Origin of the sequence: Pseudomonas sp. DR208, assembly GCF_019823005.1 — a bacterium.
Lineage (GTDB): Bacteria > Pseudomonadota > Gammaproteobacteria > Pseudomonadales > Pseudomonadaceae > Aquipseudomonas > Aquipseudomonas extremorientalis.
On record NZ_CP081944.1, the window covers coordinates 2,542,070 to 2,555,149 of the forward strand.

Genomic DNA, 13,080 nt, shown 5'->3' on the forward strand with positions numbered 1-13,080 from the left:
GCTGGGTACGGCGTTGGGATACCTATGCCGTTCTGGTGGTAGGCGGGTTGCGCATGTTGTCGGCGATCCGTCGCGTGGTGTCCATGACCATCTCGATCACGGTTTCCTGGCGCAGCAGCTTGAAGCTTTGCGTGCTGCCGACGGCCGACAGGCTGCCGACCACTTCGTCCAGGTCGGTCTGGATGATGGGCGCGGCGATACCGGTCAGGCCCAGGTTGAGCTCATCGTGGGTCAGGCAGTAGCCGTCCTTGCGGATCTTTTTCGCGGCCTTGTTGAACCCCGCCCAGTCGTAGGGGCTGGCGGGGTCGTTGGCCAGGTGCTCGTCGAACAGGCGTTGCAGGCGACGGCCTTTCTGGTAGGCGATCAACACCTTCGACTGCGCGCCGCGAAAGAACGGCAACGGTTGCCCACGCCCGAACGCAAAGTGATAGGTGTCGGTGGGCTCGGCGATGTAGGTGTTGATGATGCGCCCGTCATAAAACACGCTGGCAAACACCGCCAGGCCCGTTTGCGCGGACAACTCGTGCATCAGCTCGCGCCCGGCGAGCAGGATTGGGTCGTACTGACGCATCTTCCAGTCCAGCTCGATCACCCGTGGGCCCAGGCCATAGCTGCCGGCATCCACGCGGGTCAGCAGGCCGGCATCGCACAAGTCCTTGACGTAGCGGTACACGGTGGCCCGTGACAGGCCCATGCGCTCGGCGATGGTGTCGGGGTCGATCTTCAATGTCTGTGGGCCGAACAGGTCCAGGACGCTCAGCAATTTGCTCAGGCTGCTCATTTCGTTCCTAAAAAGGGGAGGGGCACGTGCTGCGTTCCGCTGGCGCAACACTACCGCAGTGAAAGAAAAACGCAATCTTTTGTGCTTTTTGGGTCGTCAAAAAAACACATAAATCTCACTAAGTGAGACAAATCAAAATAAAATGCTTGTTGATTGAATTTTTGTGTGTGATAAATCTCATCACTGCAAACGCTCAAGCAAGAGGGCTGAAAATGAATGGTGCGCAACTGATAGTGAATGCGGCTGCGGCAAGCGGTATCGAGTACTGCTTCGCCAACCCCGGAACCACCGAAATTCCATTGGTGGCGGCGATGGCCAGCGCACCTGCACTCAAGCCGGTGTTGTCGTTGTTTGAAGGGGTCTGCACCGGCGCGGCGGACGGCTATGGCCGGATTGCCGGCAAACCGGCCATGACCCTGACCCATCTGGGGCCCGGGTTCGCCAACGGCATCGCCAACCTGCACAACGCACGTCGCGCCAACACCCCCATCGTCAACGTGATCGGCGATCACGCCTCCTGGCACGTCAACTACGACCCGCCGCTGGCCAGTGATATCCAGGCCCTGGCAGGCGCGGTCTCCGGCTGGGTGCGCACCTCGCGCACGGCGTCGGGGGTGGGCGAGGATCTGCAGGAAGCCATGCGCGCGGCCTGGCAGGCCAAGGGGCAGATCGCCAGTTTGATCCTGCCCATGGACCTGCAAGCCCATGCCGTGACCCACAGCGGTGTATTCGCCCCGATCCGCCCGCCGGTCCGGCGCTTTGCCGGCGACCGCATCGAGAGCGTGGCCAAGGCCCTGCGTGACGGCCTGCGCCTGGTGTTTATCGTCGGCGACGAAGGCTTGTCGGTTGCCGGCCTGGAAGCGGCGGGGCGCCTGGCGCAACTGCCGGGCGTGCGTCTGTTCGCCGAGACCTTTCCACGCCTGAGCTACCGTGGCGGTGGCCTGCCGGACCTGGACCGCCTGCCGTACTTCCCGGAAGTGGCGATTGAAATCCTCGAACAATACGACCGGGTGGTGTGCGCCGGCGTGCCGGAGCCCATCAGCTACTTCGGCTACGAAGGCATCCCGTCGCGCCTGGCCGAACGTGAGCGCCTGCTGGCGTTGGCCGATGTCGGTGACGATGTGGCCGGCGCGCTGACGGCATTGGCCGACGCCCTGGATGCACCCGCGTATGTGCCAACGCCCCAGGGCATCGAACTGCCGCCCGGTCACGCCGAGCTGACCCCACAGTCGGTGGGCCAGTTGCTGGCTGCCGCCCTGCCGGACGACAGCATTGTCTCCGTGGAAGGCGGCACCTGCGGCTATCCGTTCTTCACCGCTTCGGCCCGCGCCGCTCGGCACCGGGTACTGACCAACACCGGTGGCGCGATCGGCCAGGGTATCCCGGTGGGCTTCGGCGCCGCCCTGGCCGAGCGCGGCAACCGCGTGTACTGCCTGCAATCGGACGGCAGTGCCCAGTACACCATTCAAACCCTGTGGAGCATTGCCCGCGAGCAACTGCCAGTGGTGATCCTGATTGCCGCCAACCACCGCTACGCGATTCTGCAGAACGAGTTGCGTCGTTTCGGCATGACCGAACTGGGACCTGAAGCCCTGAAGCTGACGGTGCTCGACAGCCCGCGCATTGACTGGAAAGCCCTGGCCAAAGGCTACGGCGTGCCAGCCAGCACGGTGCACACCAATGCCGAACTGCAACGGGCGCTGGCCAATGCAAATGCCGACGGCGGGCCTTGCCTGATCGAAATGGCGCTGTGAAGGAGTCGACCATGAAGCTGTTTGAAGTACTACCCGCCGTCCAGGCTTTTCTGTCCCAGCCGGGTCGCCTGTTTATCGGTGGCACTTGGCAGGATGCTGCCGATGGCCGCCGTTTTGCGGTGGAAAACCCGGCCACCGAAGACACCCTGACCGAAGTGGCCCAGGGCGGTGCACGGGACGTGGACGCCGCCGTTGCCGCCGCGCGTTCGGCGTTCAACGGCGCCTGGTCGTTGCAGTCACCGGCCCAGCGCGGCCTGCTGCTGTTCCGCCTGGCGGACCTGTTGGACCAGCACCGCGAAGAACTGGCGCAGCTGATCACCCTGGAAAACGGCAAGCCGATTGCTGCAGCGCGCGGTGAAGCGGCCAGCGCCGCCACCATCCTGCGCTACTTCGCCGGCTGGCCGACCAAAATCGAAGGCAGCACCTTGCCCGTTTCACCGGCCAGCGGCGCGCCGATGCTCAACTACACCCTGCGTGAACCGGTGGGGGTCTGCGCCCTGATCGTGCCGTGGAACTTCCCGCTGAACATGTGCGTGTGGAAGCTCGGCCCGGCGCTGGCCACCGGTTGCGTCGCGGTGCTCAAGCCTGCCGAACAAACGCCGCTGGTTGCGATCCGCCTGGTGCAGTTGATCGAGGCGGCGGGGTTCCCGGCCGGCGTGGTCAACCTGGTCACCGGCCTTGGCGCCGAAACCGGTGCGCCGCTGGCGGAGCATCCCGATGTGGACAAGATCGCCTTTACCGGCTCGACCCAGGTCGGCCGGCTGATCGCGCAAGCGGCCACGCGCAACATGAAAAAGGTCTCGCTGGAACTGGGCGGCAAGTCGCCGAACATCATCCTGCCCGACGCCGATATCGTGCGCGCCGCCAAAGGCGCCGCCGATGGCATTTTCTACAACCAGGGCCAGGTGTGCACCGCCGCCTCGCGGTTGTACGTGCACGCCAGCGTGCTGGACCAGGTCCTCGAAGAACTCGAACGGCACGCCGCCGCCCATGTCCTCGGCAATGGCCTGGACCCGGCCAGCAGCATGGGCCCGCTGGTTTCCGGGCGCCAGCTGGCGACGGTCAAGGGCTACCTGCAACGCGGCCAGGAAGAGGGCGCCGAACTGATCTGCGGTGGCGGGCGTCCGGCCCACCTGGAGCGTGGCCACTTCATTGCGCCCAGTGTGTTCCTGGATCGCGCCGAGGCGGCCTGCGTCGCCCGCGAAGAAATCTTCGGCCCGGTGCTGACGGTAATGAGCTGGACCGAAATCGATGACCTGGTGCTGCGCGCCAACGATTCGCCCTATGGCCTTGCGGCCGGCCTGTGGACCCGCGACCTGCGCTCGGCGCATCGCGTGGCGGCGCAACTCAAGGCGGGCTCGGTGTGGGTCAACTGCTGGAACGTGGTCGATGCGGCCTCGCCATTCGGCGGCTACAAGCAATCCGGCTGGGGCCGGGAAATGGGTAAGAACGTGATCGATGCCTACACCGAGACCAAAAGCGTGTTTGTCGATCTGGCCTGAACTGAATAATCACACGAGGTAATTGTTATGGATCTGGAATTGAAAGGCCGCGTGGCCATCGTTACCGGTGGCGGCATGGGCATCGGCAAGGAAGTCGCACGTTTTCTCTCCGAAGAAGGCTGCAAGGTGGTGATCTGCGCGCGCCGCATGGCGTTCCTGCAACTGGCCGCCGAAGAGATCAGCGCCCAGACCGGCAACGAAGTGCTGCCGCTGTTCTGCGACACCAATGAGATGTCCGCCGTGTCGGAAATGGTCGAAGCCGCCTACAAGCACTTCGGCCGCATCGACATCCTGGTCAACGGTGCCGCTGCGCCGTCTGGCGTAGTGCGCAATGACATCGAACACGCCGGTGACGATGAACTGCTGTCGGACCTCAACACCAAAGTGATCGGCTACTTCCGTTGCGCCAAGGCCGTGACCCCGCACATGAAGGCCGCTGGCTTCGGTCGCATCATCAACATCGGTGGCCTCACCGGACGCAGCAGCAAGGTGCTGTCGGGCATGCGCAACCTGGCCATCGCCCACATGACCAAGACTCTGTCCGACCAGCTTGGCCCCTCGGGCATCACGGTCAACCTGATTCACCCAGGCGTTGTGGATACCCCGCATATCCAGGAGCTGTATGACCGCGAAGCGGTCAAGCAAGGCAAGACCGCGGAGCAGGTCGAGCAGGCTTACATCGACGCGACGCCGATTCGCCGCACCCTCGCACCGATTGAAATGGGCTGGCTGATTGGTTTCCTGGCGTCGCCCAAGGCTGGCGCGGTGACCGGCGAGTCCATCGGCATCGACGGCGGTTTGACCCGTGGTATCTATATCTGAGGAGCATCTGTGATGAGTAACGGAACCCTTTTGGTGGCCACCGTCGGGCAAGCGGTGATCCGCAGTGCCGACGATGGCCGTACCTGGCATCGCCTGGGCCTGGGGCAGGACCTGGAATTCGATGCGATCACTCGCTCACTGAGCCTGCACCCCGACGCGCCCGAGGTGATTTATGCCGGCACCGACGTGGGCTTGTGCGTCAGCCGTGACACCGGCGGCCATTGGCAGCGCGTCGATTCGCCGTTCAACGGGCAGACGGTGTGGAAAGTCGCGGTGGACCCACGGAACGCACAACGGATTTTCGTCGGCACCGGTGCACCTTCCCGCGCTGTGTTGTGGCGCACCCTGGACGGTGGGCTGAGCTGGGATCGGGCACCGGTGGAAATTCCGGAGTTTTGCGACGGCGTCAGTCGCCCACGCCTGCTGGCGTTTGCCTACGACCCGACCGACCCCGACCAGCTGTGGTTCGGCCTTGAAGAGGGTGGGTTGTTCCACTCCCGCGACGGCGGCGACAGTTGGACCCGCGTCGATGACCGCCTGTTGTGGGAGTTCAACTCGGACGTGCACAACATCCTGGTACTGCCCAACCATGGCCAGAAAGTCATCGTGGTGGTCTGCGTCAACGCGGTCTACCGCAGCCTGGACGAAGGGCTGACCTGGACTGGCATCATCGGCCGCGAAGCCTTCGGCCTGTATTACATCCGCGCCATGAACGCGCCGTTGGGTTCGCAAAGCGACCTGTACCTGAGCATTTCCGATGGCACGCCGGGCACCACCAGCAAGATCCTGGTGTCCCGCGATGCGGCGCTCAGCTGGGAAGTGCTGCCGCTTTCCCAGCAGCCCAATTCCTGCGTATGGGCGATTGCCTTCAACCCGGCCAACCCCCGGCAGATCGTGGCGGGCACCAAGTACGGGCATCTGTTCACCTCCGACAACGGCGGCGACGGCTGGCAGAAACAGTGGCGCGACTTCAGCGAGATCGCCGATGTGCTGTGGACGCCGGCCGTGGCGCAAATCAAGGCCGGGCATCAATCCATCGTCAAGAAGCACTGAGGTATATCGCCATGAAAGTCGAGATCCTGCGTACTCACTTATCGCTCTGGGTCAGTGACCCGGACGTGTCGGCGCGCTGGTACGCCGACATCCTGGGCATGCACGAAAGTGCCCGGGGCGAGAGCTGGGTCATGATGGCGTTTGGCGGCAAGCACCACGACATCGCCTTGATCCGCGCCGACCCTGGCGCCCATCAGGGTGGGCTGGGGTTGCAACACTACGGCCTGGAAATCGACGGAGACATGACCACCCTGCGCCAGCTCTACGGCATGTTGCTGGGCAAGGGTGTCGAGGTGGTCAAGATCACCGACCACGAAATCGGCCATGGCGTGTACTTCAACGACCCCGACGGCAACCGCATGGAATTCTTCCTCGAGACCGAGCATGACGATGCGCGCGGCAAGGCCCGGTTCAAGGCCGCTGGCGCACCGAGCCGACATTTCAACCTGGACCCACTGGACCCACTTTGAGGCAACCCCGATGAAAACTGCGAATTTTGCTAGCTATCACATCCGCAAATGGTACAGCTTTGTCGAAGAAACCCTGGCCAACGAAACCGGCCAACTGGCCGATGGCGAGCCACTGTTCAAATATGCGATTGCCGCCGTGATCGCCAACCCTTATGCCGGTCGCTACAGCGAGTCGCTCGCCGAACTGGTCGACCCTTCGCCGCTGCTGGGCGAAGAGTTTGGCCGGCGCATCCAGGCACTGGCCGGCGCCCGTGAGATTGTCAGCTATGGCAAGGCGATCCTGGTGGGCAGCGAGGGCGAGTACGAGCACGGTAATGCATTCCTGACCAACCCGGCAGCCGACCCGATCCGCGTCGCGCTGGGCGGCGGCAAATCCTGGGTACCGTCCACCGGCAAGCGTGGCGGGCCGGGGTCGACCATCGACGTACCGCTGGCGCACAAGGATGCCCTGTACGTCCGTTCCCACTACGACAGCATATCGCTGATGTTTGGCGACGGGCCTGCGCCCGACGAGGTCGTGATCATCTGGGCCTTCGCTACGCGTGGACGCTTGCATGCGCGCCTGGGCGGCCTGCAGGCTAAAGACGTCAAAGGCCTGGATGGGCTGCACTGACAGCAGGCGTGCGCCTTGAGCTGTACCGGATTACAACCACAACAAGAAAGCGGTGATGAGCGATGAAGCAGGAGAAGACCCAAGTTGTCATTGTCGGCGGCGGTCCCAACGGGATCACGGCCGCACACTATATGGGGATGTACGGTGTCGACTGCGTCGTCCTTGAACTGGCTGATTGCATCCTGCCTTACCCGCGTGCGGTGGGCATGGATGATGAAGCCCTGCGCGTGTTGCAGGGTATCGGCATCGCCGAGTTGGCTGTGCGCGACATGATCTGCGACGTGCCGTTGCGCTACTACAACGCACGCGGTGTTTGTTTCGCCGAGGTCAAGCCGAGCACTGCCCACTACGGCTGGCCGATGCGCAACATCTTCATGCAGCAGTTACTTGAAGGCACGCTGCGCGAAAACCTGGGGCAGCGTACCTGTGTGGAGTTGCGCCAGGGCCATGAAATGCTTGAACTGGAGCAGGACGGCGAGGGTGTGACCTTGCAGGTGCGCAATGCCCAGGGCGAGCTCTATGAGCTGCGCGCCGACTATGTGATCGGCGCCGATGGCGGGCGCTCCACCGTACGCAAAAAGGTCGGTGTTGAACTGCTGGGGCTGACCCATCCGCGCAAATGGGTGGTGGTCGACACCGCCAATGACACCCTGGATGCCCCCTACACCGCACTGCATGCCGACCCGCAGCGCCCGTTCGTGTGCATCTACCTGCCTTACCAGCAGCGGCGTTGGGAGTTCATGCTGATGGAGGGCGAGGACGAGGCGAAGATGTGCGACGAAAGCACCATCCGCGACCTGATCCGTGGGCATATCGGCGATGCGGTCGACCAGTTGGACATCATCCGTATCCGCGCCTACACCCACCATTCACGGGTAGCGGCGCGCTTTGTCCAGGGCCGCGTGGCGCTGGTGGGCGACGCGGCGCACATCTCGCCGCCCTGGGCCGGGCAAGGGCTCAACTCCGGACTGCGCGACGTGGCCAACGTGGTCTGGAAACTCGCGGCGATCATCCAGGGGCGTGCGTCCCATGGGATCCTCGCAAGCTACGACCAGGAGCGCCGTGGGCATGCCACCGAGTTGGTTGCACTGGCCGACAATATGGGCACCGTATTGGGCTTGACCAACCCCTTGATGGCCGGCGTACGCGACTGGTTGTTCCAGGCGGTGAACAGCGTCGACAACCTGCGCTCGCACCTGTTGGAGTTCAAGTTCAAACCCAAGGCGACCATCACCAAAGGCCTGGTCCATCATGAGCGGGCCGAGTTGCGCGAGGATGACCTGGTCGGGCAATTGTTCGTGCAACCCTATATCGAAGATGCCCAGGGCCAGCGCCGCCGCCTGGACGATGTATTGGGCAACGGCTACGCGGTGCTGGGGTATCGCGTGAACCCGCGCGGGCACCTCAGCGAGGAAATGGCCGGCTATTGGGCACGCTGGGATGCGCGTTTCATTCAAGTCAATCGTTCGCGCAGTGGTGTCGGCCGTGGGCAGCCCTTGACCGCCACGGACGCCATCAGCGTGGAAGACGTGGATAACCGCCTGGGCGAGTGGTTCTCCAAGGTGCGCGATTGCATCGTGGTGGTGCGGCCGGACCGTTTTGTCGCCGCGATCACCACGCCCGAGCGACTGGATGGGGTACTGCGCAAACTGGCGGAGCAACTGTCATGAGCCACAACAACGAACTGCTCAACCGCTTGCACCAGGCCACCCTGACCCGGCAGGCCCTGCCGCCGTTGCCCGCCGAGACGCTGGACCCATATTCCGGGTACGCGCTGCAACGCCTGGGGCTGGACGCCCGCCTGGCGGCCGGCGAGCGCCTGAGCGGGTGGAAGATCGCCTTCGCCGGCAGCGCCGCGCAACAGCGTTTTGGCCTCGATCAGCCGGTGTACGGCGCGTTGACCGAGAACATGAGCGTCAAGCCGGGCACGGCGGTGGCCCTGTCACGGTTGATCCAGCCCAAGCTGGAGATTGAAGTGGCGGTGGTCATCGGGCGCACCCTGGCGACCGGTGACTACAGCGACGAGGACATCCTGGCGGCCATCCGTGACGTCGCGCCCGCCTTCGAAATCGCCGACTGCCGCTGGCAAGCCTGGACCTTTGGCGCCGGCGCGTTCCTGGCCGACAACGCCGCGGCGGGGCTTTATTGCATCGGGCCACGGACGCCGTTTGATCCAGCCCTGCACCTCAATGCAACCTACCGCCTGGAGTGCGCCGGTGCGCTGTACGGCGACGGCAATACCCTGGAGCGCGAAGACACACCGCTGGCCAACCTGTGCTGGCTGATCCGGCGCCTGCTGGCCGACGGTCAACCGGTGGAGGCGGGACAGGTCGTGCTGTCCGGGGCGTTGCTGGCGCCCATGAGCATCCAGCCGACCACCTATCGCCTGCAGATGTTTGGCACGGAACTGGCTTTGGTTTTCACCGCTGACACCGTGCCGGTGTAAACCCACGTGCGGTCAAGGATGACAGCGTCCCTTTCAGGTCGATGAAGACACCAGGCCACCGAGGAACGACAACCATGCTCGCTGAAGCGCGAACCTTCAATGACCCTCAACAACACGCCGGGTCTATCCACGGCTGGCGCCAAGTGTATGACCAGCTTGGCCGTGGTTGCCTGACGAGTGAGCTGCGGCAATTGTCCGCCGATCGCTTCCAGGTGTTCCAGGAGGTGTTGGACAAACGCGTGGTCCAGCGCGGTTACGCCCCGAAAGGGCGGCTGTGCGCAGCCATGTCGCTGGGCCCCGCGCCGGTGGTGCAAGGCCAACAGGTGGGCACCCACAGCGTGGTGCTGTTGCGCGATGGCGAGGAGTTTGTGTTGCATGCGCCCGAGGGCACGCACTTTTTTGCGTTCAATATCGACGCGGTGCGCTTCGCCAAACTGGCGGCCTTCGAATTGTCCAACGAGCAGCTCAAGCGGCTGAAGACCACTTCTCAGTTGAGCGTGGACGATGCGTTACTCTTGCGCATTCGCCAGCGTATCCATCCCCTGTTCTGTCACCTGGTGGAACAGTCCGAGGCGGTCAGCCCAGCGGCTGAAAAAATGCTTGAAGACGAATTGCTCAACGCCTTCCTCGATCTGTTCAGCAACGCCACCGATGAGGTGCGTTGCCGGCGTGGCAATGTCACTGTCAGTGCTTACCTGGTCAAGCGTTGCCAGGAGTTGATCGACGCCAGTGGCGACACGCCCCTGAGCATTCTTGATCTGTGCGAACACCTGCGGGTCAGCCGGCGCACCCTGCAGAACAGTTTCCAGGCCGTGACCGGTATGCGCCCGGTCGAATACTTGCGCAACCTGCGCCTGAATGCCGTGCGCCGCCGCTTGAACAGCACCTCTGCCTGCTCCCAGAACGTTGGCGAAATTGCCGTGGCGATGGGCTTTTTTCATCTGAGCCATTTTGCCGGGCATTACCGGGAACTGTTTGGCGAGTCACCCTCCGAAACCCTCAGGGCGACCCGCTAGGGCGCCCATTCTCAGGCGTAGCTGATCCGCTCGGCGTAGGCGTTCTGCAGCATTTTGCGCTGGTAGTCGCAGGGCGTGGTGCTGACCAGTTGCTTGAAGTCGCGCTGGAAGTGCGACTGGTCGGCAAAACCCAGGTCGAGCGCCAACGCCGAGAACGACACGTCCCGGCAGGTATTGAGGGTGTCCAGGGCGGCCTGGCAGCGGATGATCCGGCAAAAGGCCTTGGGCGACATGCCGGTGTCCTGGCTGAACTGGCGGTGCAGCGTGCGGCTGGTGTAACCGCTGAGGTCTTCAAGCTGGTGGATGCGAATAGACCCGCGATGCCGCATGGCTTGTTGAATGACCAGGGCGGTCAGCGGTGATGCCTTGCCCATCAGGCGGGGTGCAAGATAGTCATTGAACAGGCGCATTTGCTCGCTCAACTGCGGCGCCTGCACGATGTTGTCGAAGATGCGCCGGGCAAACGTCGAAACCTCCAGCAAGTCGAGCTCCCGCTCGGTCAATTCCTCCGCCAGCACATTGATGAAACCGGGAATGACGCCGGGTGAAAAACGCACGCCGAAGTAATGGTGGTTCGGGTTCAATTCGACCGCCTTGGCGGCGAGCGGCGTCCCGCAGATCTTGGCGCTCGGACGCACGGCATCACAGTCGAAGACGATGTCCACGCACCCATCCGGAACGGCCAGTACCTGAGTCGATTGAGCCGCATCGAACGCATAGAAATGCGAGATCGCCGGGTGGTCGGAGGGCATGACCGAATACCGTGACGAATTGAGAACGAACCAGGGTTGTTCGTTTGCCGTGTGGTGCCGTGGAGTCGAGATCATAGGTGCACTGTCGAGAGGCTCAGAGGCGCGATTTTTCACGCAGGATTCGCGCCAACTCTGGCGGTAACACAAGGCCTGGCGTGTCCGAAAACTACAATACGACCCGGCCCCGTGCCCTCGATACTCGACCTCGACAGCGTGGCGCTGCGCCTACCGCAGCGGTATCACCTTCGACCCGAGAATAACTATGTCTACGACTACAAAAATCGACTTTATCTACCTCTCCGAGCCGGACATGATCCGCGCGGGCGTGACCGACATGCTGGCGTGCGTGAATACCATGGAAGAGATGTTCAGCCTGCTGTACGCCGGCGACTACCGCATGGCCGGGCCGAACAATGATTCCCATGGTGCGATGGTGATTTTCCCCAAGGATTCGCCGTTCCCGAACATGCCCAAGCCCACGGCCGACCGGCGCATGATGGCCATGCCGGCCTACCTGGGCGGCAGCTTCTGCACCGCTGGCGTGAAGTGGTACGGCTCCAATATCGCCAACCGCGAAAAGGGTCTGCCGCGCTCGATCCTGATGTTCACCCTGAATGATCCCGACACCGGTGCGCCGTTGGCACACATGTCGGCCAACCTGCTGTCGGCGTATCGCACCGGGGCCATTCCCGGTGTGGGCGCACGCCACCTGGCGTGCAAGGACTCGAAAGTCGTGGGCCTGCTGGGGCCGGGCGTAATGGGCAAGACCACCTTGGCGGCGTTCATCGCGGTCTGCCCGCACATCGATACGCTGAAAATCAAAGGCCGTGGCCAGAAGAGCCTGACCGATTTTATTGCGTGGGTTGAAGCGACCTATCCGCAAATCACCACGATAAAGGTGGTGGACACCCTGGAAGAGGTGGTCCGCGATTCGGACCTTGTTACTTATTGTAGCTCCGGCGAAACGGGCGACCCCTCGAACTACCCAATTGTGCGGCGTGAATGGGTCAAGCCGGGCGCATTTCTGGCGATGCCGGCGGCCTGCTCGCTCGATGAAGGCATGGAGCAGGCGGACGTGCGCAAGGTGCTGGATAACACCGGTCTTTACCAGGCCTGGTTTGAAGAGTTGCCCAAGCCTGCGCATCACTGCGTGCCGGTGATTGGCGTGCGCTTCATGGACATGATTGCCGAAGGCACCTTGCGCCTGGAAGACGTCGAGGACATCGGCAAGATCATCGCCGGCGCCGCCCCTGGCCGCAGGACCGATGAGGAAATCATCATCATGTCGGTCGGCGGCATGCCCGTGGAAGACGTGGCCTGGGGCACGGTGGTGTACCGCAATGCGATCAGGCGAGGCATCGGCGTCAGCCTGAACCTGTGGGAAACCCCGGTACTGCGTTAAGTCACTCAACCCCTATTCTGACGAGGCATTCGACATGACAAACATCATCAAGCTCAAGACCGGCTCGCCGTTCGAAGACCAGGCCAGCTATTCGCGCCTGGTGGTCGTCGACAACTGGATCTACGTGTCCAACACCGCAGGTCGCAACCCACAGACCAAACTGATCCCGGAAGACGTCCTGGAGCAGGCCCGCCAGGTCTTCGCCAACATCGAAACCGCCCTGGCGGCGGTGGATGCAAGCCTGGCCGATGTGGTGTGTTCGCGGGTGTTCATCCAGGACCCCAAGGACGTGCCGGCGGTGATGGGCCTGATCGGCGAGAAGTTTCGCGGCGTCGACCCGGCCAGCACCGTCACGTGCCCGCCACTGGGGTCGACGGTCTACAAGGTGGAGCTGGAAGTGACGGCCTATCGCAACGCATCCAAGGCGCAGGTCGAAGTCATTCGTCTGTCGCAGTGACCGCCAGCGGTT

General features: G+C 63.2%; 13 protein-coding genes. 11 read left to right on the forward strand and 2 right to left on the reverse strand.

Annotated features, from left to right (window positions below):
- Positions 1-22 precede the first annotated feature (22 nt).
- Entirely contained in the window at positions 23-781 is a 759-nt protein-coding gene (locus tag K5K89_RS11530; protein ID WP_071491536.1) for an IclR family transcriptional regulator, read from the reverse strand.
- 212 nt (positions 782-993) lie between these two features.
- Between K5K89_RS11530 and K5K89_RS11535 the strand changes: the two genes are divergently transcribed.
- The 9 genes from K5K89_RS11535 (at position 994) to K5K89_RS11575 (ending at position 10,457) form a co-directional block, all read left to right on the forward strand.
- Positions 994-2,535 carry an acetolactate synthase large subunit gene (locus K5K89_RS11535; RefSeq protein WP_071491535.1) on the forward strand — a complete coding sequence of 514 codons (1,542 nt, stop codon included), beginning with the start codon at positions 994-996 and terminating at the stop codon, positions 2,533-2,535.
- An 11-nt stretch (positions 2,536-2,546) separates the two neighbouring features.
- Positions 2,547-4,037, forward strand: coding sequence for an aldehyde dehydrogenase family protein (locus tag K5K89_RS11540; RefSeq protein WP_222541437.1), 1,491 nt, complete (start codon positions 2,547-2,549; stop codon positions 4,035-4,037).
- Positions 4,038-4,064: 27 nt separating this feature from the next.
- Entirely contained in the window at positions 4,065-4,859 is a 795-nt protein-coding gene (locus K5K89_RS11545) for an SDR family NAD(P)-dependent oxidoreductase (RefSeq protein WP_071491533.1), read from the forward strand.
- A gap of 12 nt (positions 4,860-4,871) precedes the next feature.
- The gene (locus K5K89_RS11550) at positions 4,872-5,912 is read left to right on the forward strand and encodes a YCF48-related protein (RefSeq protein ID WP_071491532.1); all 1,041 of its coding nucleotides are present in this window, start codon (positions 4,872-4,874) and stop codon (positions 5,910-5,912) included.
- Positions 5,913-5,923: 11 nt separating this feature from the next.
- Entirely contained in the window at positions 5,924-6,382 is a 459-nt protein-coding gene (locus K5K89_RS11555) for a VOC family protein (protein WP_071491531.1), read from the forward strand.
- 10 nt (positions 6,383-6,392) lie between these two features.
- Positions 6,393-6,995, forward strand: a complete 603-nt coding sequence (locus K5K89_RS11560) for an amino acid synthesis family protein (protein ID WP_071491530.1) — start codon at positions 6,393-6,395, stop codon at positions 6,993-6,995.
- Positions 6,996-7,057: 62 nt separating this feature from the next.
- A complete protein-coding gene (locus K5K89_RS11565; RefSeq protein WP_222541438.1) occupies positions 7,058-8,665 on the forward strand; it encodes a bifunctional 3-(3-hydroxy-phenyl)propionate/3-hydroxycinnamic acid hydroxylase in 1,608 nt (535 codons plus the stop codon).
- Positions 8,662-9,441, forward strand: coding sequence for a 2-keto-4-pentenoate hydratase (locus tag K5K89_RS11570; RefSeq protein WP_222541439.1), 780 nt, complete (start codon positions 8,662-8,664; stop codon positions 9,439-9,441). The genes K5K89_RS11565 and K5K89_RS11570 overlap by 4 nt, the downstream gene beginning before the upstream one ends.
- A 74-nt stretch (positions 9,442-9,515) precedes the next feature.
- Positions 9,516-10,457, forward strand: a complete 942-nt coding sequence (locus K5K89_RS11575; protein ID WP_071491527.1) for a helix-turn-helix domain-containing protein — start codon at positions 9,516-9,518, stop codon at positions 10,455-10,457.
- Between the two features lie 11 nt (positions 10,458-10,468).
- Here K5K89_RS11575 and K5K89_RS11580 read toward each other — a convergent pair whose 3' ends face one another.
- Positions 10,469-11,284 (reverse strand): helix-turn-helix domain-containing protein, encoded by an 816-nt coding sequence (locus K5K89_RS11580; RefSeq protein ID WP_222541440.1) that lies wholly within the window; start codon positions 11,282-11,284, stop codon positions 10,469-10,471.
- Positions 11,285-11,471: 187 nt separating this feature from the next.
- Between K5K89_RS11580 and K5K89_RS11585 the strand changes: the two genes are divergently transcribed.
- Both K5K89_RS11585 and K5K89_RS11590 read left to right on the forward strand, forming a co-directional pair.
- On the forward strand, positions 11,472-12,611 hold the full coding sequence (locus K5K89_RS11585) for a tyramine oxidase subunit B (RefSeq protein ID WP_222541441.1): 1,140 nt from the start codon (positions 11,472-11,474) through the stop codon (positions 12,609-12,611).
- 34 nt (positions 12,612-12,645) lie between these two features.
- On the forward strand, positions 12,646-13,068 hold the full coding sequence (locus K5K89_RS11590; RefSeq protein ID WP_071491524.1) for a RidA family protein: 423 nt from the start codon (positions 12,646-12,648) through the stop codon (positions 13,066-13,068).
- Positions 13,069-13,080 lie beyond the last annotated feature (12 nt).

Coding starts and splice junctions, on each gene's coding strand:
- K5K89_RS11530 (WP_071491536.1), bottom strand. CDS start 781: ATGAGCAGCCTGAGCAAATTGCTGAGCGTCCTGGACCTGTTCGGCCCA.
- K5K89_RS11535 (WP_071491535.1), top strand. CDS start 994: ATGAATGGTGCGCAACTGATAGTGAATGCGGCTGCGGCAAGCGGTATC.
- K5K89_RS11540 (WP_222541437.1), top strand. CDS start 2,547: ATGAAGCTGTTTGAAGTACTACCCGCCGTCCAGGCTTTTCTGTCCCAG.
- K5K89_RS11545 (WP_071491533.1), top strand. CDS start 4,065: ATGGATCTGGAATTGAAAGGCCGCGTGGCCATCGTTACCGGTGGCGGC.
- K5K89_RS11550 (WP_071491532.1), top strand. CDS start 4,872: ATGAGTAACGGAACCCTTTTGGTGGCCACCGTCGGGCAAGCGGTGATC.
- K5K89_RS11555 (WP_071491531.1), top strand. CDS start 5,924: ATGAAAGTCGAGATCCTGCGTACTCACTTATCGCTCTGGGTCAGTGAC.
- K5K89_RS11560 (WP_071491530.1), top strand. CDS start 6,393: ATGAAAACTGCGAATTTTGCTAGCTATCACATCCGCAAATGGTACAGC.
- K5K89_RS11565 (WP_222541438.1), top strand. CDS start 7,058: ATGAAGCAGGAGAAGACCCAAGTTGTCATTGTCGGCGGCGGTCCCAAC.
- K5K89_RS11570 (WP_222541439.1), top strand. CDS start 8,662: ATGAGCCACAACAACGAACTGCTCAACCGCTTGCACCAGGCCACCCTG.
- K5K89_RS11575 (WP_071491527.1), top strand. CDS start 9,516: ATGCTCGCTGAAGCGCGAACCTTCAATGACCCTCAACAACACGCCGGG.
- K5K89_RS11580 (WP_222541440.1), bottom strand. CDS start 11,284: ATGATCTCGACTCCACGGCACCACACGGCAAACGAACAACCCTGGTTC.
- K5K89_RS11585 (WP_222541441.1), top strand. CDS start 11,472: ATGTCTACGACTACAAAAATCGACTTTATCTACCTCTCCGAGCCGGAC.
- K5K89_RS11590 (WP_071491524.1), top strand. CDS start 12,646: ATGACAAACATCATCAAGCTCAAGACCGGCTCGCCGTTCGAAGACCAG.